A 20,093-nucleotide genomic window follows, 5' to 3' on the forward strand; every position below is an offset into this window, starting at 1 on the left:
GCTGTGACGGTAGCAGCCGAGGGACGGGAGTCCCGGGGGGCCTTGCGTCAGGCTCCGGCGCCGTAGGCTGTTTGCGTGCTCTTGCTCGCTCTGGATACCGCCACCCCCGCCGTGACCGTCGCCCTGCACGACGGCACGTCCGTCATCGCCTCGTCGAGCCAGGTGGACGCGCGCCGGCACGGGGAGCTGCTGCTGCCGGCCGTCGACCGGGTGCTCACTGAGGCAGGCCTCAAGCTGGACGCCGTCACCGGCATCGTCGTGGGCGTCGGCCCCGGCCCGTACACGGGGCTGCGCGTCGGTCTCATGACCGCCGACACCTTCGGACTCGCCCTCGGCGTGCCCGTGCACGGCGTCTGCACCCTCGACGGGCTCGCGTACGCGGCCGACATCGAGGGGCCGTTCGTCGTCGCCACGGACGCCCGGCGCAAGGAGGTCTACTGGGCGCGGTACGCCGACCGCCGCACCCGGCTGTCGGAGCCCGCCGTGGACCGCCCCGCCGAGATCGACGGATCGGTCACCGCGCTGCCCGCCGTCGGCGCGGGCGCGCTCCTGTACCCCGACACCTTCCCGGACGCCCGCGCCCCCGAGAACGTCTCGGCCGCCGCGCTCGCCTCCCTGGCCGCGGAGAAGCTGGCCGCAGGCGAGGAACTGGAGCCGCCCCGGCCGCTGTACCTGCGGCGCCCGGACGCCCAGGTGCCCAAGAACTACAAGGTGGTCACCCCCAAGTGACCGCCGTGCTGCGCGAGATGCGCTGGTGGGACATCGATCCCGTACTGGAACTGGAGAAGGAACTCTTCCCCGTGGACGCCTGGTCCCGGGGCATGTTCTGGTCCGAGCTGGCCCACTCCCGCGGGCCGCAGGCGACCCGGCGCTATCTGGTCGCCTGCGACGGCGACCGGCTCGTCGGATACGCCGGGCTGGCCGCCTCGGGAGACCTGGGCGACGTACAGACCATCGCGGTGCGGCGGGACCAGTGGGGCACCGGCCTCGGCGCCCGGCTGCTCACCGAGCTGCTGCGGGCCGCGAGCGCCTTCGACTGCGCCGAGGTGATGCTCGAATGCCGCGTGGACAACGTTCGCGCGCAGAAGCTGTACGAGCGCTTCGGCTTCGAGCCCATCGGCTTCCGGCGCGGCTACTACCAGCCGGGGAACGTGGACGCCCTCGTGATGCGCCTGCACGACCCCTCCACCTCCGTACAAGGAACAGAGACCCATGGCTGACGAACCTCTCGTCCTCGGCATCGAGACCTCCTGCGACGAGACCGGTGTCGGCATCGTCCGCGGGCACACCCTGCTCGCGGACGCGATCGCGTCGAGCGTCGACGAGCACGCGCGCTTCGGCGGAGTCGTGCCGGAGGTCGCGTCCCGGGCTCACCTGGAGGCGATGGTGCCGACCATCGAACGGGCGCTGAAGGAAGCGGGGGTCACGGCCAGGGACCTGGACGGTATCGCCGTCACCGCCGGGCCCGGGCTCGCCGGGGCGCTGCTCGTTGGGGTTTCGGCCGCGAAGGCGTACGCGTACGCGCTGGGCAAGCCGCTGTACGGCGTCAACCACCTCGCCTCCCACATCTGCGTGGACCAGCTGGAGCACGGCGCGCTGCCGGAGCCGACGATGGCCCTGCTGGTGTCCGGCGGCCACTCGTCGCTGCTGCTGTCCACCGACATCACCTCCGATGTACGGCCGATGGGCGCGACCATCGACGACGCGGCCGGCGAGGCCTTCGACAAGATCGCGCGGGTGCTTAACCTCGGCTTCCCGGGCGGCCCGGTCATCGACCGGTACGCGAAGGAGGGCGACCCGAAGGCCATCGCGTTCCCGCGCGGACTCACCGGGCCGCGCGATCCGGCCTACGACTTCTCCTTCTCCGGTCTGAAGACCTCCGTGGCCCGCTGGATCGAGGCCAAGCGGGCGGCGGGGGAGGACGTGCCGGTGCGCGACGTCGCCGCGTCCTTCCAGGAGGCCGTGGTGGACGTGCTCACCCGGAAGGCCGTCCGGGCCTGCAAGGACCAGGGCGTCGACCACCTCATGATCGGCGGCGGGGTGGCCGCGAACTCGCGGCTGCGGGTGCTCGCCCAGGAGCGCTGCGAGGCCGCCGGGATCCGGGTCAGGGTGCCGCGCCCGAAGCTGTGCACGGACAACGGCGCGATGGTCGCCGCGCTGGGCGCCGAGATGGTCGCCCGGAACCGGGCCGCCTCCGACTGGGACCTGTCGGCGGACTCGTCGCTGCCGGTGACGGACCCGCATGTGCCGGGGCGCGGGCATGCGCACACGCACGATCACGTGCACGAGGTCGCGAAGGAGAACCTGTACTCGTGACCGTCGCGCTGATGTGGGAGGCGCGGGCCGTCGACGGCCGGGGCGAGGAACTGCTCGCCTGGGTGCGGGGGCAGGAGATCGCCGGCGAGCCGGTGCGGCGGGAGATCCTGCGGGCGCCCCAGGACCGGGTCCTCGTCATCACCTGGTGGGACGCCGCGTACGACGCCGAGCTTCCCGAACTGCCGGATCCCGACGGTGAGTTGGTGATCCGGGCGGTGCACAGGTGGCGCTTCGAGTCGGTAGACGCGCACTGACCGCCGCCCACTCGGCCGGCGTGTTTCCGGGCGGGTGGGCGGCGGCTCGCAATCCGGAGACCCGGACACGCGGGCCGGGTCTCCGGGGTCCGGCCGCGGAGTCCTGACCCGGCGACCGGACCCGGAGTGGTCCGCCCCTCAGGTCAGGACACCTGCGCGACCTCGGTCTCGCAGCGCATGCGCCGCTCCGTGCCCAGCTGCCGCACAGGGCCCGTCAGGTTCAGCCGGGCCGTGTGGCGTACGTCCGCGCTGGAGGCGGCGAGCCGCAGCTCCAGGGCGCCCGGTTCGACGATCCGGGTGCCGGTGCGGTCGGTGAACGCCGAGAGGTCCGCGTGGAAGCGGAAGGTCACCCGGCGGGCCTCGCCCGGGGCCAGGTCCAGGCGCTGGTAGCCGATCAGCCGCACGTCCGGGCGGGTCACCGAGGCCACCGGGTCGTGCAGGTACAGCTGGACGACCTCGGCGCCCGCGCGCTCACCGGTGTTGCGGACGGTCACCGACACGTCGTACGAGCCGTCCGTGGTGATCTCGGCCCCGGGAGTCCCGGCCGGCTCCCAGTCGAACGAGGTGTACGAGCGGCCGTGGCCGAACGGGTACAGCGGCGTCGGGTCCAGGTTGCTGACCTCGCCCGCCAGGCCCAGCGGCGGCTGCAGATAGGTCCACGGCTGGCCGCCCGGGTCGCGCGGCACGCTCACCGGCAGCCTGCCCGACGGGCCGACCCGGCCGGACAGCACGCCCGCCACCGCGGGGCCGCCCTCCTCGCCCGGGAAGAACGCCTGGACCACGCCCCCGAGACGGTTCTGCCAGCGGCCCAGCGCGTAGGGGCGACCGGTGAGCAGCACCAGAACCACCGGGACCCCCGTGGCGACCAGCGCGTCCAGCAACTCACCCTGCACACCCGGCAGGCCGAGGTCGGCCACGTCGCAGCCCTCGCCCGAGGTGCCCCGGCCGAACAGCCCGGCCCGGTCACCGAGCACCGCCACGCACACGTCGGCCTCGGCGGCCCGAGCCACCGCCTCGTCGAAGCCGGACCGGTCCGGTTCCGTGACCCCGCAGCCCTGCGTGAACGTCACCTTGGCGTCCGGCAGTTCGGCGCGCAGCGAGTCGAGCACGGTGGGTATGTCCACGCCGGTCGGCACCTCGGGGTGGTGCGTGAGCACGTGCGAGGGGAACGAGTAGCAGCCGAGCATCGCCAGGGGGTCCGCCGCGCGTGGACCGACCACCGCGATCCGGGTGTCCGGGGCCAGCGGCAGCACGCCGTCCGCGTTGTCCAGCAGGACCACCGACTTCTCGGCGAGTTCGCGGGCGAGCGCCCGGTTGCCCGCGGAGTCCAGGTCGACGGGGCGGCCGGTCTCCGGCCGCCAGTCCTCGTCCAGCAGGCCGAGATCGCACTTCTGCAGCAGCACCCGGCGGGCCGCCCGGTCGATCAGCGACTCGGGGACGGTGCCTTCACGGACGGCGGCCACCAGCGGCTTGCCGTAGCACTTCAGCGTGGGCAGCTCGACATCGATGCCGGCCTCCAGTGCCTTGTGCGCCGCCTCGGCCTCGCTGCCGGCCACCCGGTGCAGCGTCTGGAGGAAGCCGATACCGAAGTAGTCCGCGACCACCGTGCCGGTGAAGCCCCACTCGTCGCGCAGCAGCTCGGTCAGCAGTTGCGGGTCGGCCGACGCCGGAACGCCGTCCGTGTCGTTGTAGGCGGCCATCACCGAACGGGCGCCGCCCTCGCGCAGCGCCATCTCGAACGGCGGCAGCGTGATGTCGGCCAGCTCGCGCACACCCGCTCGCACCGGCCCCAGGTTCCGGGCACCCGCCGAGGCCGCGTACCCGGCGAAGTGCTTGAGCGTGGCCACGATCCCGGCCGACTCCAGGCCCCGTACGTAGGCGGTGGCGACGGTGCCGACCAGGTAAGGGTCCTCGCCGATGGTCTCCTCCACCCGGCCCCAGCGCAGGTCGCGGACCACGTCCAGGACCGGGGCGAGGCCCTGGTGGACGCCGACCGAACGCAGGTCGTCGCCGATGCGCCGGCCCAGCTCCTCCACCAGAGCCGGGTCGAAGGTGGCGCCCCACGCCAGCGGGACCGGGTAGGCCGTCGCCTGCCATGCGGTGAAGCCCGCCAGGCACTCTTCATGGGCGACCGCGGGTATACCGAAGCGGCCCGCCTCGGCGATCCGGCGCTGGGCGCTGGCGAGGGCCTGCGCGCCCAGGACCGGGTCCACGGGGGCGGTGCCGAAGGAGCGGGTCAGCTGGCCGAGACCGAGGGCGATCAGCTCGTCCCAGTCGTAGTCGGAGGTCATCTCGCTCTGGAGCGGGGCGACTCCGCCGCCGTCCGTGGCGGCGCCCACCCACACGCCGTACAGCTGGGCGGTCTTCTCCTCCAGGGTCATCCTGGAGAGCAGGTCGTCGACGCGGGTCGCGGCGGGCAGCGCGGGGTCGCGCCAGGGAGCGGTGGTCATGGAACTCCTGTCGGAAAAAGGGGGGTTCGACCGCCCCTGGTCGTACACGTTCACTTGCCGCCCACACCCATGAGGCCGCCGACCAGCGCGCGGCGGGCCACCAGGTACACGATGAAGATCGGGACACCGGAGAGGACGACCGAGGCGAGGATCGCGGGGATGTTCACGCCGAACTCGCTCACGTAGTTGAACAGGCCGAGGGTCAGCACCCGTGGCCCGTCGGACTGGGTGAAGATCAGCGGGAAGAGGAAGCCGTTCCAGGCCTGCAGCGCCGAGAAGATGACGACGGTGCTGATGCCGCCCTTGGCCATCGGGATGACCAGCTGGAACAGCATCCGGGTGGGAGAGGCGCCGTCCAGCGCCATCGCCTCGTACATCTCCTCCGAGATGTCCCGCAGCGTGCCGGTGAGGATCAGCACCGACACCGGCATGGCGAACGCGGCCGTCGGCAGGACGATCGCGAGCAGGCTGTCGTAGAGGTTCAGCTTGGCGATCATCAGGTAGAGGGGCACCACGACGGCCTGCGCCGGGATCGCCACGCCCAGCAGGAACAGCCGGAACGCGGCCCCCGACCACACGCCGCGGGTCCGCACGGCGACGTAGGACAGCGGGACGCACAGCACCAGGACGATCAGCACCACCCCGGCCGCCGCCAGCACCGTGTTCCACAGCAGATGACCGAAGCCGTTGTGCAGGACGGTGTTGTAGTTGTCCAGAGTCGGATGGGACGGCGGCTTCAGGGCGTTGTGGCCGAGCGCCTCGTCCTGGTGGGTGAGCGAGGCCGAGAACATCGCGTAGATCGGGATGATCACGACCGCCAGCCAGATCAGCGAGCTGACGCCGGCGAGCGGGTTGGCGCGCCTGGACCAGTGCTTGCGGCGGCGCGCGGGCCGCTCGGCGACCGGGGCGGAGTCCGTCTTCACCGGACGCGGCAATGTGTCGTGCGACATGTCGTCACATCCCTTCCCGGGTACTGCGCATCGCGCCGAAGCCGGACAGCTTCACCATCAGCAGGGACAACGCGGTCGCCGCGATCACCAGGAAGGAGGCGACGGCGCTCGCGTAGCCGAAGTCGTAGCTCTTGAAGCCCGCTTGGTACATCAGGTACGGCAGGATCGCCGTGTCGGTGCCGGGACCGCCCTGGGTGAGGATCAGGACCGTCTCGAAGTACGTCAGCGAACCGACGACCATCAGCACACCGGACGTCGTCGCCGTGTTGCGCAGCTGCGGCAGCGTGATCGAGAAGAACTGGCGGTAGCGGCCGGCCCCGTCGATCGCCGCCGCCTGGTAGAGCACCTCGGGGATCTGCCGTGCCCCGCCCTGGTAGATCAGGGTGTGGAAGGGGATGAACTGCCAGCCGCCGACGAACACGATCGCGAGGAACGCACCGCTGGTCGTGCCGAGGGTGTCCTTGTGGATGATGCCGAAGTTCGGGTCCAGCAGGGCGTAGAACAGCAGCGAGATCGCCGTCGACGACAGCAGGAACGGCACGAAGAAGATCGCCGACAGCACCGCGCGGTTGCGCTGTTTGCCCGCCGCCCACACGCCCAGCAGCAGCGAGATCACCGTCTGGAACGCCCAGCTCACCACGGTCAGTCCGACCGTGACCGTCAGGGACTGGGTCAGCCGGTCGTCGCTCAGCAGCTTGCGCCAGTTGGCCAGACCGGCCGGCTCCGGGTCACCCAGGCCGTTCCACTTGGTGAACGACAGGTAGAAGGCCAGGACCATCGGGGCGATGGCGAAGAACGCGAAGAACAGGACGCCGGGAAGGGCCAGCGCCGCGCTCGGGCGGCCGGCCCTGTTGCGTCTGCCGGAGCGGGGGCGGCCCGCGTCGTTCCGCGGGCCGCCCTTGACCTGCGTCACGCTCACTTCAGCTCCTTGAGCGCCGACACGAACTGCGTCGGCGAGGACTTGCCCACGAACAGCTTGTTGACCTCGGTGAGCATCGGGGTCGCCACGTTCGGGTCGACCGCCTGGTCCCAGCTCAGCGTGAACGCCGGGGCCTGCTGCACCATCTGGTACTGGAACTTGGCGAACTCCGGGTTCGGCGAGGCGTCCAGGAGGTCCGCCGCGTTCGAGGTGGCCGGGACGTCGCCGTTGGCTATGAGTTCCTTCGTGTAGGCCAGGGAGGCGGAGTCCCGCAGGAAGGCGATCGCCGCGTCCTTGTTGGAGGTACGGGCGTTCACCGACCAGTAGTTGGTCGGGTTGCCGACCACGTTCTTGATGTCGCCGGCGCCGCCCTCGATCTCCGGGAAGGCGAACCAGCCCAGGTTCTTCTTGGCGAAGTCGGGGAACTTGCCGAGCTGCGTGGAGTATTCCCACGAGCCCATCAGGTGCATCGCCGCCTTGCCCTTGGCGAAGACCGCGGGAGCGCCGCCGTTGCCGTAGCCCACCGAGCTGTAGCCCTTGCCGAAGGCGCCGTCGTCGATCAGTTCCTTGACCGTCTGCGCGGCCTTGAGGACGGCCGGGTCGCCCCAGCCGGAGGCGTCACCGTTCTTGATCTTGTCGAAGACCTGGGGGCCGCCGATCCGGTCGACCAGGTACTCCAGCCACATCAGCTCGGGCCAGATGTCCGCTCCGCCCAGTGCGAACGGGGTGATGTTCGCCTTCTTCAGCTTGGTGTTGATGTCCAGCAACTGGTCCCAGGTGGTGGGCGGCTGGAGCTTGTTCTCCTCGAAGACCGTCTTGTTGTAGAAGAGGATCACGGGCTGCATGCCACGCATCGGCACGCCGTAGTTCTTGCCGTCCAGTCCGCCCGCCGCCAGCACCGACGGCAGGAAGCCGCTCTTGAGCACCGGGTCGGACGCGATGACGTCGGTCAGGTCGACCAGCTGGCCGGCCTCCCTGTAGGCCTTGATGGAGCCGCCGCCCCAGTTGAAGAACACGTCGGGGGCGTTGGGCGAGCCCATCGCCGTGCGCAGCTTGGCCGGGTAGTCGGTGGCGGGCACCTTCTGCAGTTTGACCGTGCCCTTGGCCTTCTTCGCGGCGGCCGACGCGTTGAACCGGTTGACGGACTTGACCTGGATCTTCGCCGCGTCGTCACCGTAGACGAACGCGGTGAGCGTTCCGTCGGCGCCCGAGTCGCCGTCGGAGCCGCAGGCGGTGAGCCCGCCGACAGAGGCCAGGGCGGCCGTGCCCGCGCCGAGGAACCAACGTCTGCTGTAGGACTCCATAGGACGGCACCTCTCGGTAAGCGCGAAGGCTCGCCGATGAGCCCCCGCGAATGTTTCGAGTTATATTTCGAATGTTCCGGGAACGTAAGGCGATCCGAAGGGTCCGTCAAGGGGTCGCGCAGAGATACGATCGCCGACATGAAGCCTGGGAAGTCCGCAGAACCTCAGACGGCGACGCTGGCCGAGATCGCCCGGGAGGCCGGTGTATCGGCTCCGACTGTTTCGAAGGTCCTCAACGGCCGCGCCGATGTCGCCCCCGCGACCCGCTCCCGTGTCGAGGAGCTGCTGCACGCGTACGGCTACCGGCGCCGCCGGGCCGAGGCTTCCCGCTCACCGCTGATCGACCTGGTCTTCCACGAGCTGGAGAGCGCCTGGGCGATGGAGGTCATCCGGGGCGTGGAGAACGTCGCCCGGGACGCCGGCCTCAGCGTGGTGCTCTCCGAGTCCGCCGGACGGCTCACCCCTGGCCGGACCTGGGCCGACCAGGTCGCCGCCCGCCGCCCGCACGGCGTGGTCCTCGTCCTCTCGGGCCTCGACGACTCCCAGCGCGCCCTGCTGACCAGCAGATCCATCCCGTTCGTGGTGATGGACCCGGCGGGCGACCCGGGCGTCGACGTGCCCTCCATCGGCGCCACCAACTGGCAGGGCGGCCTCGCCGCCACCCGTCACCTCGTCGAACTCGGCCACACCAGGATCGGCGCCATCAGCGGGCCGTCACGGATGATGTGCAGCCGGGCGCGGGTCGACGGCTACCGTGCGGCGCTGGAGACGGCCGGGCTGCCTGTCGACCCCTCGCTGATGGTTGCCGGAGACTTCCACCACGAGGCCGGCTACCGGATCGGCCTCGAACTGCTGCGCCGCCCCGACCGGCCCACGGCCGTCTTCGCCGGCAACGACCTCCAGGCGCTCGGGCTCTACGAGGCGGCGCGCGAGCTGGGGCTGCGCATTCCCGAGGACCTGAGCGTCGTCGGCTTCGACGATCTGCCGGTGGCGCGCTGGGTGGGGCCGCCCCTGACGACCGTACGGCAGCCGCTGACGGAGATGGCCGAGGCGGCGGCGAAGCTGGTGCTCGACCTGGGCCGCCAGGAAAGGCCGTCGGCCGGGACGAGGATCGAGCTCGCGACGAGCCTGGTCGTACGCAGCAGCACGGGGGCGCCTCCGGCGTGAGCGGTGCGCGCGGGAGGTGTTCGTGCGGTCCGGAGTGAGCTGCGGGGCCCGGGTGCCGCTTCGGGTCCGAAGTTGGCGCGGGGGCGGTGTTGACGGGTGGGGCATCCCGCTCCACACTCCTCCGAAGTCAATCGGTTGTACGACCGAAACTTTCGGAGGCACCCGCCATGAGAACCTCCAGAACCCCCGGAACCACTTCCTTACGACGCCGCGTCGCCGCCCTGTTCGCCGGCGTCGTGACCGTGGGCGCCCTGCTAGCGGCCGGCACGACGGCGCACGCCGCCGACACCCCGCTGCGTGACCTCGCCGCCGCCAAGGGCAAGGTCATCGGCACGGCCGTCACCGGCTCCAAGCTGACCGGGACGTACGGCGACATCGCCGGGGTCCAGTTCAACTCGCTGACGCCGGGCAACGCCATGAAATGGGGCACCGTCGAGCCCACCCGGGGCAGCTTCAACTGGGCCGAGGCCGACCAGATCGTCGCCTTCGCGCAGGCCCACAACCAGCAGGTACGCGGTCACACCCTGGTCTGGCACAGCCAGAATCCGAGCTGGCTGACGAACGGCACCTGGACGACCGCCGAGCTGAGCGGCCTGCTCCAGAACCACATCACCACCGAAGTCACCCGCTACAAAGGCAAGCTGGCCGCCTGGGACGTGGTCAACGAACCCTTCAACGAGGACGGCACCTACCGCTCGGCCCTCTGGTACGACGGCCTCGGCGCGGACTACATCGCCCAGGCGCTGACCTGGGCGCACGCCGCCGATCCGAGCGCCAAGCTCTACATCAACGACTACAACGTCGAGGGCGTCAACGCGAAGAGCACCGCCCTCTACAACCTGGTCAAGTCCCTCAAGGAGCGCGGTGTCCCGATCGACGGCGTCGGTCTCCAGGCCCACCTCATCCTCGGCCAGGTTCCCGGCACCCTCCAGCAGAACATCCAGCGCTTCGCCGACCTAGGTGTCGACGTCGCGATCACCGAGCTGGACATCCGGATGCAACTGCCTTCCGACAGCACGAAGCTGGCGCAGCAGGCCGCCGACTACAAGGCGGTGTTCGACGCCTGCGTCGCCGTGCCCCGCTGCTACGGCGTGACCGTCTGGGGCTTCACCGACTCCGACTCCTGGATCCCGGACGTCTTCTCGGGTTACGGCGCGGCGACACCGTACGACGAGAGTTACGCGCCGAAACCGGCGTACCGCGCGATCGCGACCTCGCTCGGCGGCACCTCGACGCCGCCGCCCACGGGCGCCTGCACGGCGACGTACAGCGTCCAGAGCCAGTGGAACACCGGCTTCACGGGGCAGGTGCGCATCGCGTGCTCCGGGGCCGCGCTGGCGTCCTGGAAGGTGAGCTGGACGTACGGCGCGGGCCAGCGGATCACCCAGGCCTGGAACGCGACCTGCACCCAGACCGGCACGGCGGTGAGCTGCGCCAACGCCTCCTACAACGGGACCGTGCCCGACGGCGGTTCCGTGACCCTCGGGTTCAACGCCTCCTGGAGCGGGAGCAATCCGGTGCCCACGGTGACGCTGGGCTGAGTCCGGGCTGAGTCCGGGCTGAGAAGGATGAGATTCTCCGAAGAAAATCGTTTCGCGCCTCTTTCCCTAACAGTCCCCTAATAATTCGGACTTACGTTCCTCCTCGTGACGGGACACAAGGAGATCGGGGACGGGGCCGGGCCGGTGGGCCGGCGGTCGCGGGTGCTGAAGGCCGCCGGTCTCACCCTGGCGGGACTGCTCGTGCTGGGCGTCGGCACGGCGGGCTGGGCCTACTGGCATCTGAACCAGAACATCAAGAGCGTCGACATCAACAGCGCGCTCGGCGACGACCGCCCGGCGAAGGCCGTGTCGACACCCTCGTCCCCGGTGTCCCCCTCGGCCTCCGCCTCCCCGCTGCCCAGCGGCGCCCTGAACATCCTGGTCCTCGGCTCCGACTCGCGCAGCGGCAAGGCGAACGCGAAGCTCGGCGGCGGCGACAGCTCGGGCGCCCGCTCCGACACGGCGATGGTCGTGCACATCGACGAGGGGCGTACCCACGCGACCGTGGTGAGCATCCCCCGGGACACCCTGGTGACCCGGCCGGCCTGCCCCACCTCCTCCGGGGGGACGACGGCGGTGGCGTACAACGCGATGTTCAACAGCGCCTATTCGATCGGCGGCCCGGTCTGCGCGGTGAAGACGGTCGAGTCCCTGACCGATGTCCGTATGGACCACTACATCGAGATCGACTTCGCCGGCTTCGCGGACCTCGTGGACGCGCTCGGCGGTGTCACCGTCACCACCGACCAGGACATCGACGACGACAGCAGCCATCTGCACCTCACCGCGGGCGAACACCACCTCGACGGCACGAAGGCGCTGGCGCTGGCCCGCACCCGGCACGGCATAGGCGACGGCAGCGACCTGGGACGCATAGGCCTCCAGCAGAAGCTCGTGAAGGCCCTGTTGGGGCAGATCTCGTCGGCCGGCCTGCTCACCGACCCGGCCAGGCTCTACACCGTCGCGAACGCGGTGACCGGGAGCCTGACGACGGACACGGGGCTGGACTCCCTCGGCGAGCTGATGAAGCTCGGCCAGAGCCTCAAGTCCCTGTCCTCCGACGAGGTCGAGACGGTGATGATGCCGGTGGTGCAGGCTCCCTCGGACCACAACCGAGTGGTCGCGAACGAGCCGGAGGCGAGCGACCTTTGGGCTTCGCTCAAATGAACGAGGCCGGGATCCACAGGACTTGAGCTTCGGGGGTCGGGATTCGAGCCTCTTTTGTATGGAATGGGCGGGAGGCCTGACCCACCCACCCTCCCTGTCCGGCGGCCGAAGTACCGTCCGTGCCAGGGGATATGACTTTTCGTGATCGGGTCGCGGCGGAGCGTGGCGTCCGTGTGGCGTGCGCTCCGAAAAGCATCGACCCCCGTGGGTGTTAGCAGCACCACGCGGGGGTCTGACCACGACGATCGAAAGCAGTCGATCCATGGCCATCGCCCAGCTTAGTGCTGCCCCGCGCCCGTCCGCCCTCCCCTGGCCAATCCGGGGTACGGAAAACGGTCCGCGCCCGACCAGACACCCCGTACGGGTCGGGACTTCGCACATCTGCCCACCCGCGAGGCATCGATCGCGACGTACATCGACCGGCTCGCCGACGAGTCCGACCTCTCCATCAAGACCCTCGCCAAGCACCTCCCGTACGGGCCAGTGCGCCCTTTCGACCGCCCTCAACAACCTCTCCGCGGCGGGCCATCTGCGCCGGGTCCGCCGCCCCGTCACCGTCGACGGCTGCCCTCGCTGGGTCTGGCACACCTTCTTCTCGCGCACCGCTCACGGCGACGCCTGGTGGAAGGCCTTCCTCGCGGGGAAGGCGCCGGTGACCGAGCGGCCCGTGGCGCAGGCGGCCCGCTCGACGGCGTACGGCGTGCTGGCCCGGCTCGGCCGGATCGACGCCCGGCTGACGTTGTCGGCGGGGGAGTGCACGGCGCTGGAGGGGGAGGCCGCCGAGTGGTTCGCGCGGGGCGCGGGTGAGGCACAGCTCGTCCAGGCGCTGACGGCGGGGCTAGGTCGAGGCCCACCCCAAGGGGCGCGCCCGGCCGGACCGGTCTGGCCCGTCCGACCCCTCCGGAAGAAAGAATCCAAAGAAGTCCGGGGACGGTGTCGAAACCGGTGTCTCCCGTTCGACGCACGGGTGAGAGGCGAGGAGAAGCCCCGCCTCCGAGGCATCACAGACCCGAGGAGTCACCATGCCCCGCTACCTGTCGCTGGTCCAGATCGACGAGAGCACCGCGCCCGCCGAGGGTCCCAGCCCTGAGCTGATGCAGCGGATGGGCGAGCTGATCGAGGAGATCACCAAAGCGGGCGTCATGCTCGAGACCGCGGGTCTGACGCCCTCCGCGCAGGGCAAGCGCGTCCACTGGGCGGGCGGGGACCTGTCCGTCACCGACGGGCCCTTCACCGAGTCCAAGGAGGTCGTCGGCGGCTACGCGATCATGCAGTGCAAGGACATGGCCGAGGCCGTGGAGTGGACCAAGCGGTTCCTGAAGGTGCACGAGGAGCACTGGACGGTGACCTGCGAGGTGCGGGAGATCGCCGAAGGCTGAGCGGGCGTCTCGGCCCGAGCGATCTCCTTGGTCTGACGCCGCCGCGGGTGTCTGATGGTGAACTGTGGAACAGCAGCCCACCCGAGCCCCCGCCGGCGGCGTCGACACGGCCGTCGAGACCATCTTCCGTATCGAGTCCCCCCGCATCATCGCGGGCGTCGCCCGTATCGTCCGCGACGTCGGCATCGCCGAGGAACTCGCCCAGGACGCCCTGGTCGCGGCGCTGGAGCAGTGGCCACGGGACGGCGTGCCGGACAACCCGGGCGCCTGGCTCACGGCCACCGCCAAACACCGGGCGATCGACCTCGTACGACGCCGGGAGCGGTATGCGCGCAAGCTGGAGGAGGTCGGGCGTGACCTCTCGCTGTCGGCGCCGCACCATCTCGACGAACCCGCCGATCCGGACGACATCGACGACGACCTGCTCCGCCTGGTCTTCACCGCCTGCCACCCCGTCCTGTCCGCCGAGGCCCGTATCGCGCTCACCCTGCGGCTCCTCGGCGGTCTGACGACGCCCGAGATCGCCCGCGCCTTCCTCGTCCCGGAGGCGACGGTCGCCCAGCGGATCGTGCGGGCCAAGCGCACGCTGGCGACGAAGGGGGTCGGCTTCGAGGTCCCCTACGGCCCCGAACGCGAAGCCCGGCTCGGGTCCGTGCTGGAGGTCATCTACCTCGTCTTCAACGAGGGGTACGCGGCCACGGCGGGCGACGACCTGCTCCGTCCGGCGCTGTGCGAGGACGCGCTCCGGCTGGCCCGGGTGCTCGCCGAGCTGATGCCCAAGGAGCCCGAGGTGCACGCTCTCGCCGCCCTGCTGGAGCTCCAGGAGTCCCGGGCGGCCGCGCGCACCGGGCCCGGTGGCGAACCCGTCCTGCTCAAGGACCAGAACCGCCGCCGCTGGAACCGCATGCTGATCCGCCGGGGTTTCACCGCGCTGGGCCGCTGCAGCGCCGTCGCCACCGGCAGCCCGGGGCCGTACGCGCTCCAGGCCGCCATCGCCGCCTGCCACGCGCAGGCCTACACGTACGAGGACACGGAGTGGCGGCGGATCGCCACGCTGTACGGCCTGCTGGCGGCCCGCACGCCCTCTCCCGTCGTCGAGCTGAACCGTGCCGTGGCCGTCTCGATGGCCGACGGGCCGGGACCCGCCCTGGAGATCGTCGACGCCCTCGCCGGTGAACCCGCCCTGCGCGGCTACCACCTGCTGCCCAGCGTGCGCGGCGACCTGCTCGCGCGGCTGGGGCGTACGGCTCAGGCGCGGGCGGAGTTCGAGCGGGCGGCCTCGCTGGCGCGCAACGAGCGGGAGCGGGAGCTGTTGACGGCACGGGCCCGTGAGCTGCGGGATTCGTGAAGTTCCCGTTCGGTGACTCCGTTCCCAACGGGATCAGCAAGGGCTTACAGTGGCGCCGCTGCCGTACACGGGAATGACGCTCTGAGTTCATTCCGTAGGCCCCTGCGAGGTGGTCCGGCGGCCCATCGCACCTACCTGGGGGGGTACACCCATGAAAATCTCCGTGCGCCACAGACTCGTGGCGCTCACCGCGGTGACGGCCCTGGCCGCCGGCACCGCGATCACGCTGGCCCCGGGGGCGGCGGCCGACGTCGCCGGGTGGCCGGCGACCGACGGCAGGATCGCCGTGGTCAACAACGGCATCATCTCGGTGGACGGCACGGGCAACAACCCCAAGCACATCACCGACACCCCGGACTCGACACCCGCGTGGTCGCCCGACGGCAGCCGTCTGGTCTTCGAGAACGGCGGGTCGCTGGACACCATCAGCGTCACCGGCACCACCAGGACGTATGTCTACGAGGGGGTCGACCTCGGCCCCGCCGCGTCGCACCCGACGTACTGGACGTACGGCCGTCGAATCGTCTACTCCGCGACCAGGAAGCTCTTTTCCATCCCGGCCGACGGCGGAACTCCGGCGCGGCTGTTCACCGGCGGCGGCTGCGACACCCTCCCGAGCGGCGATGCGACCGGCAAGCTCCTGGCCTTCCAGCGCAGGGGCACCGATTGCACGAGCACGCCCTCGGTCATGCTCTACGACGCCACCACCAAGGCGCAGACCAAGCTCACCTCGGGCGGCTCGCCCGCCATCTCGCCCGACGGCACGAAGGTCGCCTTCGTCCGCACCGTTGACGGTCACCGCCAGCTCTTCTCGATCAACACCGACGGCACCGGCGAGCGCCGCCTGACCGATGACGCCGGTGACTACGACAGCCCCTCCTGGGCGCCCGCGAGCGACCGGCTCGTCGTGCACTTCCTGCGGCCCGTCAGTGACGGCTACCAGCAAGGCAACGTCGTCATGACGATCACCCCGGACGCGGTGACGGAGGGTGTGCCCTTCTCCGGCGTTGAGCCCGCGTGGCAGCCGCTGCGCAAGAACACCGTCGCCCGGGTCTGGGGCGCCGACGTCAACAGCAGCAACATCGCCGGGTCCCGCTGGACCTGGAACACGGTCGGCAAGAGCGAACCGGGCCTGATGAACGCCTCGTCCGCCGTGCTGGTCTCCCAGGACAGCCCCTCGTACGCGCTGACGGCCGCCGCCCTCGCGGGCAAGAAGCACGGCCCGGTCCTGCTGACGCCGGAGACCTCGGTCTCCTCGGCCGTGCAGGCGGAGCTGAAGCGGGTCCTCAAGCCCGGCGCCACGGTCCACCTCATCGGCGGCACGTCGATCCTCAGCAGCTCCGTCGCCTCGAAGATCACCTCGCTCGGCTTCACTCCGAAGCGACTGGCGGGGACCTCCCGCTACTCGACCTCCGTCGCCGTCGCGAAGTCCGTCACCAGCGCCCCCGACTACGTGTTCCTGGCGACCGGCACCGACTACCACTCTGCGCTCGCCGCGGCGTCCGCCGCGGGCTCCCTCGGGACCGCGGGCAAGGCCGTCGTCGTCCTGAACGACGGGAACACGCTGACCTCGTCGGTCAAGTCGTACCTGAACGGCCTCGACCCGGACGACACCTACATGATCCCGGTCGGCGGTTCGGCCAAGTACGCGCTCACCCACACGAACTTCTCCAACTGGCCCTCCCGGTACACCTATTACCCGGTCGCGGCGGCCACCCACGAGGGCACCGCGGTCGCGCTGGCCACGATGTGGTGGGACGCACCGGGCAGCGTGGCACTCGCGTACACCGACAGCTGGCGAGGCGGCACCACCGCCGCCGCCGCGATGAACGTGTTCGGCCCGCTGCTGTGGACCGACCTCGGCACGCTCTCCGCAGACACCAAGTCCTACCTGCTCAAGGGTGCCGCGAACGTCAACGGTGTGGCGGTCTTCGGCGGCACCGGCTCGGTGTCGACGACGGCGCTGAACTCCGCGGGCGCGGCGATCAGCGCGAGCGGCAGCCAGTGGAAGTACGCGCCGTACTACAACGGCGTCGAACCGACGGCGAGTTCGTACTCCTCGACGAGGTCGGCCGCGGGTGCCCCGGCGGCGCGTCCCGGCACGGCGCCGCGTCCCGTCGCCGAGCCGAACCTCGGTCCGCTCAAGACCGGCCACCAGCAGTAGGCGGTCCCGCGGGTGCCCCCACCAGCATGGTCGGGGCGCCCGCCACCCGGGTCAGGAACACCGTCGCGGAGCGGGGGCCCTGCGGCTTCACCTTGCGCCGCAGCTCCTCCGGCTCGACGGCCGATCCGCGCTTCTTCACGGTCAGGACGCCGACCTCCCGCTCCCGCAGCAGTGCCTTCAACTTCTTCACGTTGAAGGGGAGTCGATCGGTGATCTCGTAGGCGGAGGCGTACGGCGTCGGGCGCAGCTCGTCGGCCGTGATGTAGGCGATCGTCTCGTCGATCAGCCCGCCGTCCAGTTCCTCGGCCACCTCGGCGACGAGGTGCGCGCGGATGACCGCGCCGTCCGGCTCGTACAGATAGCGCCCGACCGCTCGCACCGCCGGATCGGGCAGCCCGCGCCCGCGCAGCTCGCGCGGGCCCGGCAGCAGGGTGGCGCGCACCAGGCCAGGCTCCGTGCCGAACCACAGCACGGCCTCCTTCACGTCTCCGCCGTCGGAGATCCACTCGGCCTCCGCCTCGGCGGGGACCGCTTCGTGCGGGATGCCGGGAGCGATCTTCAGCGCGGCGAACGGAGCCTTCGCGGCCGCCCCGATCGCCCAGGACAGCGGCGGCGAGTACGCCTCCGGGTCGAAGATCCGGCCCCGGCCGCCCCGGCGCCCCGGGTCCACGAAGACCGCGTCGTACGACGAGGTGTCCACCTCGGTGACGTCCGTCTCGCGCACCTCGATCAGGTCCTTGAGCCCCAGTGCGTCGGCGTTCGCGCGGGCGGCGGCGGCCGTCAGCGGATCCCGGTCGACGGCGAGGACCCGGATTCCGGCGCGGGCCAGCGCGATCGCGTCGCCGCCGATGCCGCAGCAGAGATCGGCGACGGAACGGACTCCCAGGGCGCGCAACCGCTCGGCGCGGTGGACCGCCACGCTCGTCCGGGTGGACTGCTCGACCCCGTTCGGGGTGAAGAACATCCGCCCGGCGTCCTCGGCCCCGAACTTCGCCGCCGCCCGCTGCCGCAGCCGGGCCTGTCCGAGGGCCGCCGAGACCAGTTCGGCGGGGTGCTCGCGGCGCAGCCGGGTGGCGACGGCCAGTTCCTGTGCCGGTTCGGTGGCGCGGACCTCGTCGAGCAGGGCGCGGCCCTCGGCGGTGAGGAGGGAGGCGAAGGAGACGTCGTTCACCCGGCCATTGTGGGCCAGTCGGTGGACGGTGTGCTTCCGGCGGCGGTGTCGGGGCCCGGGTGAGGGCGGTGACCTGGGAGGATCCGGCTCCATGCGACCCGTACGACAAAATGATAAAAACGGCACAAACGGGGCCGGTGCGCGCTGGGGAGTCGGCGTGCTCGCCCTCGCCCTTCTCGTCTCCGGCTGTGCCGAGACCAGCTCCGGTTCCGGCTCCGGTTCCGTCCCCGGCTCCGGTTCCGGCGCCGGAACCGGAACCGACGCCGATGCCGATGCCGATGCCGCCAAGCCGGCCCACGGTCGGCAGGTCCGGCTCCAGGCGCCCCCGGCCCGCGCCCTCGACGCGTACGCCTCCCGGCTCCGGCTGGCGCAGGCCCGGCGTGTCGCCGCCGCCAAGCGCTGGGGACTCGCCGAGGTGCCGCTGACACCCCCGGCGCCGCCCGCCAGGAAGCCGGTCATCGAGGCCCGCAAGGGGTTCGAGGTCGACGGGCAGGAGGAGCTGGGGCTGCCGCCGGTCTTCACGACCGTCCCCACCAAGGACAAGGTCGTCTTCCTCACCATCGACGACGGCGAGGAGAAGGACCCCGCGTTCCTGCGGATGATGAGCGACCTGAAGATCCCGTACACCGCCTTCCTCAGCGGCTACCTGGTCAAGGACGACTTCGGGTACTTCCGGAAGATGCGCGACCGCGGCATCACCCTCAACAACCACACGCTGCACCACCCCTATCTGCCCGCCCTGTCCTACGCGCGGCAGAAGCGCGAGATCTGCGGCATGCAGGACGTGATGAAGAGGCAGTTCGGCAAGCGCCCGGTCCTCTTCCGCCCGCCGTACGGCAACTACAACCAGGACACCCTGCGCGCCGCCAAGTCCTGCGGCGTCAAGTACGCGCCCATCTGGGACGAGGAAGTCTTCGTCGACCACTGGGAGTACCGCGAGGACGACCGTGACCTGCACCCCGGCGACATCGTCCTCACCCACTTCCGGGGCCGCAAGGACTGGAAGGGCACCATGCCCGACATGGTCCGCCGCTTCCTGAGGACGGTCACGGACAAGGGGTACGCGGTCGCGCGCCTCGAGGACTACCTGTGAGGGTGCGGGCGGTGCTCGCCGGACTGCTCGCGGCGGTGCTGCTCGGTGGCTGCGCGCAGTCCGTCGACCCCATCGAGCGGCTGGGCAAGAAGGCGGCCCAGCGAGTGCGTCCGCAGGAGACGGCATACCGCCGCTGGGGTCTGGCCACCCCGCTCGCCGCGGCACCGAAGGCGCCCGCCCGGACCACCGCACGCAGCGCGGGTCCGGGGCTGCCGCCCGTCGTGGACCATGTGCGCACCCGCGACAAGGTGGTCTTCCTGACGTACGACGACGGGGCGGAGCGCGATCCCCGGTTCGTCGACATGGTCCGCGAACTGCGGCTGCCGGTCAGCATGTTCCTCACGGACAGTGTCGTCGGGCCGGGGTACGGGCACTTCGCCCGGCTGCGCGCGGTCGGCGCGAGCGTCCAGAACCACACCCTCGACCACGCCTCCCTGCGCGGTCTGCCCTACGCCGGCCAGCGCGCCGAGATCTGCGGACAGCAGGACAAGCTCCGGCAGCGCTTCGGCATCCGGCCCCGGCTGCTGCGGCCCCCCTACGGCAGGTACGACAGCACCACCCTGCGCGCCGCCGCCGACTGCGGGGTCGCCGCGATCGTCCTCGGCCGCCCCGCCGACGCGCACCGGCTCCGGCCGGGCGACATCCTCTCCGGCTTCGGCGAACCCAATCTCACGGACGCCACGGTCCGGCTGCTCCGGCGCATCCAGGCGGAGGGCTTCACTCCGGCCCGGCTGGAGAACTACCTCTGAGGGGCCGCCGTCCGGCGCGGTCCGGCCCCGTTCGGACCGCGCCACGCCGACGCCTTTGGCACTCCGCTTGACCGAGTGCTAATCGCAGTCATAGTCTCAGGTCTGGCACTCCCCACTGGAG

Annotated in this window: 18 protein-coding genes; 12 read left to right on the forward strand and 6 right to left on the reverse strand. The window is 71.0% G+C overall.

The genetic code is table 11. The features are described 5' to 3' along the window. Positions 1-75 precede the first annotated feature (75 nt). Genes tsaB through ACWD68_RS10930 form a run of 4 tightly spaced genes read left to right on the forward strand, consistent with a single transcriptional unit; the run spans position 76 to position 2,570 of the window. Complete coding sequence (gene tsaB / locus ACWD68_RS10915) at positions 76-729, forward strand: tRNA (adenosine(37)-N6)-threonylcarbamoyltransferase complex dimerization subunit type 1 TsaB (RefSeq protein WP_451806104.1); 654 nt, start codon at positions 76-78, stop codon at positions 727-729. A 17-nt stretch (positions 730-746) separates the two neighbouring features. After that, positions 747-1,220: a ribosomal protein S18-alanine N-acetyltransferase gene (rimI, locus tag ACWD68_RS10920; RefSeq protein ID WP_451806150.1), complete on the forward strand. Its 474-nt coding sequence runs from the start codon at positions 747-749 to the stop codon at positions 1,218-1,220. Continuing rightward, positions 1,213-2,316 carry a tRNA (adenosine(37)-N6)-threonylcarbamoyltransferase complex transferase subunit TsaD gene (tsaD, locus tag ACWD68_RS10925; protein ID WP_451806105.1) on the forward strand — a complete coding sequence of 368 codons (1,104 nt, stop codon included), beginning with the start codon at positions 1,213-1,215 and terminating at the stop codon, positions 2,314-2,316. The genes rimI and tsaD overlap by 8 nt, the downstream gene beginning before the upstream one ends. After that, entirely contained in the window at positions 2,313-2,570 is a 258-nt protein-coding gene (locus ACWD68_RS10930; protein WP_451806106.1) for a hypothetical protein, read from the forward strand. The genes tsaD and ACWD68_RS10930 overlap by 4 nt, the downstream gene beginning before the upstream one ends. A 143-nt stretch (positions 2,571-2,713) precedes the next feature. Here ACWD68_RS10930 and ACWD68_RS10935 read toward each other — a convergent pair whose 3' ends face one another. From ACWD68_RS10935 to ACWD68_RS10950, 4 genes are read right to left on the reverse strand one after another with little or no spacing between them, the layout of a single operon-like run. Then, the gene (locus ACWD68_RS10935) at positions 2,714-5,020 is read right to left on the reverse strand and encodes a beta-xylosidase/alpha-l-arabinosidase (RefSeq protein WP_451806107.1); all 2,307 of its coding nucleotides are present in this window, start codon (positions 5,018-5,020) and stop codon (positions 2,714-2,716) included. A 50-nt stretch (positions 5,021-5,070) separates the two neighbouring features. Continuing rightward, positions 5,071-5,970 (reverse strand): carbohydrate ABC transporter permease, encoded by a 900-nt coding sequence (locus ACWD68_RS10940; RefSeq protein ID WP_451806108.1) that lies wholly within the window; start codon positions 5,968-5,970, stop codon positions 5,071-5,073. 4 nt (positions 5,971-5,974) lie between these two features. Continuing rightward, positions 5,975-6,883, reverse strand: a complete 909-nt coding sequence (locus ACWD68_RS10945; protein ID WP_451806151.1) for a carbohydrate ABC transporter permease — start codon at positions 6,881-6,883, stop codon at positions 5,975-5,977. Between the two features lie 2 nt (positions 6,884-6,885). Then, the gene (locus ACWD68_RS10950) at positions 6,886-8,193 is read right to left on the reverse strand and encodes an ABC transporter substrate-binding protein (RefSeq protein ID WP_451806109.1); all 1,308 of its coding nucleotides are present in this window, start codon (positions 8,191-8,193) and stop codon (positions 6,886-6,888) included. Between the two features lie 138 nt (positions 8,194-8,331). On the opposite strand from ACWD68_RS10950, the gene ACWD68_RS10955 reads away from it, so the two are divergent. The 3 genes from ACWD68_RS10955 (at position 8,332) to ACWD68_RS10965 (ending at position 12,068) form a co-directional block, all read left to right on the forward strand. Beyond that, positions 8,332-9,360, forward strand: a complete 1,029-nt coding sequence (locus tag ACWD68_RS10955; RefSeq protein WP_451806110.1) for a LacI family DNA-binding transcriptional regulator — start codon at positions 8,332-8,334, stop codon at positions 9,358-9,360. A 167-nt stretch (positions 9,361-9,527) separates the two neighbouring features. Then, a complete protein-coding gene (locus ACWD68_RS10960; protein WP_451806111.1) occupies positions 9,528-10,901 on the forward strand; it encodes an endo-1,4-beta-xylanase in 1,374 nt (457 codons plus the stop codon). A 105-nt stretch (positions 10,902-11,006) separates the two neighbouring features. After that, a complete protein-coding gene (locus tag ACWD68_RS10965; protein WP_451806112.1) occupies positions 11,007-12,068 on the forward strand; it encodes an LCP family protein in 1,062 nt (353 codons plus the stop codon). 606 nt (positions 12,069-12,674) lie between these two features. Here the strand turns inward: ACWD68_RS10965 and ACWD68_RS10970 are convergent. Next, positions 12,675-12,827: a hypothetical protein gene (locus ACWD68_RS10970; protein WP_451806113.1), complete on the reverse strand. Its 153-nt coding sequence runs from the start codon at positions 12,825-12,827 to the stop codon at positions 12,675-12,677. Positions 12,828-13,090: 263 nt separating this feature from the next. Here ACWD68_RS10970 and ACWD68_RS10975 point away from each other — a divergent pair, with 263 nt between their 5' ends. The 3 genes from ACWD68_RS10975 (at position 13,091) to ACWD68_RS10985 (ending at position 16,959) form a co-directional block, all read left to right on the forward strand. Next, positions 13,091-13,447: a YciI family protein gene (locus ACWD68_RS10975; RefSeq protein ID WP_451806114.1), complete on the forward strand. Its 357-nt coding sequence runs from the start codon at positions 13,091-13,093 to the stop codon at positions 13,445-13,447. Positions 13,448-13,511: 64 nt separating this feature from the next. After that, positions 13,512-14,795, forward strand: coding sequence for an RNA polymerase sigma factor (locus tag ACWD68_RS10980; RefSeq protein ID WP_451806115.1), 1,284 nt, complete (start codon positions 13,512-13,514; stop codon positions 14,793-14,795). Positions 14,796-14,958: 163 nt separating this feature from the next. Further along, a complete protein-coding gene (locus ACWD68_RS10985) occupies positions 14,959-16,959 on the forward strand; it encodes a cell wall-binding repeat-containing protein (protein ID WP_451806116.1) in 2,001 nt (666 codons plus the stop codon). Here ACWD68_RS10985 and ACWD68_RS10990 read toward each other — a convergent pair. After that, entirely contained in the window at positions 16,937-18,130 is a 1,194-nt protein-coding gene (locus tag ACWD68_RS10990; RefSeq protein ID WP_451806117.1) for a class I SAM-dependent methyltransferase, read from the reverse strand. The two genes, ACWD68_RS10985 and ACWD68_RS10990, sit on opposite strands and share 23 nt — an antisense overlap. A gap of 91 nt (positions 18,131-18,221) precedes the next feature. Between ACWD68_RS10990 and ACWD68_RS10995 the strand changes: the two genes are divergently transcribed. Further along, positions 18,222-19,223: a polysaccharide deacetylase family protein gene (locus ACWD68_RS10995; protein ID WP_451806118.1), complete on the forward strand. Its 1,002-nt coding sequence runs from the start codon at positions 18,222-18,224 to the stop codon at positions 19,221-19,223. After that, positions 19,220-19,972 carry a polysaccharide deacetylase family protein gene (locus tag ACWD68_RS11000; protein WP_451806119.1) on the forward strand — a complete coding sequence of 251 codons (753 nt, stop codon included), beginning with the start codon at positions 19,220-19,222 and terminating at the stop codon, positions 19,970-19,972. The genes ACWD68_RS10995 and ACWD68_RS11000 overlap by 4 nt, the downstream gene beginning before the upstream one ends. Positions 19,973-20,093: the final 121 nt, after the last annotated feature.

This window comes from Streptomyces sp. NPDC005141 (genome assembly GCF_053599975.1).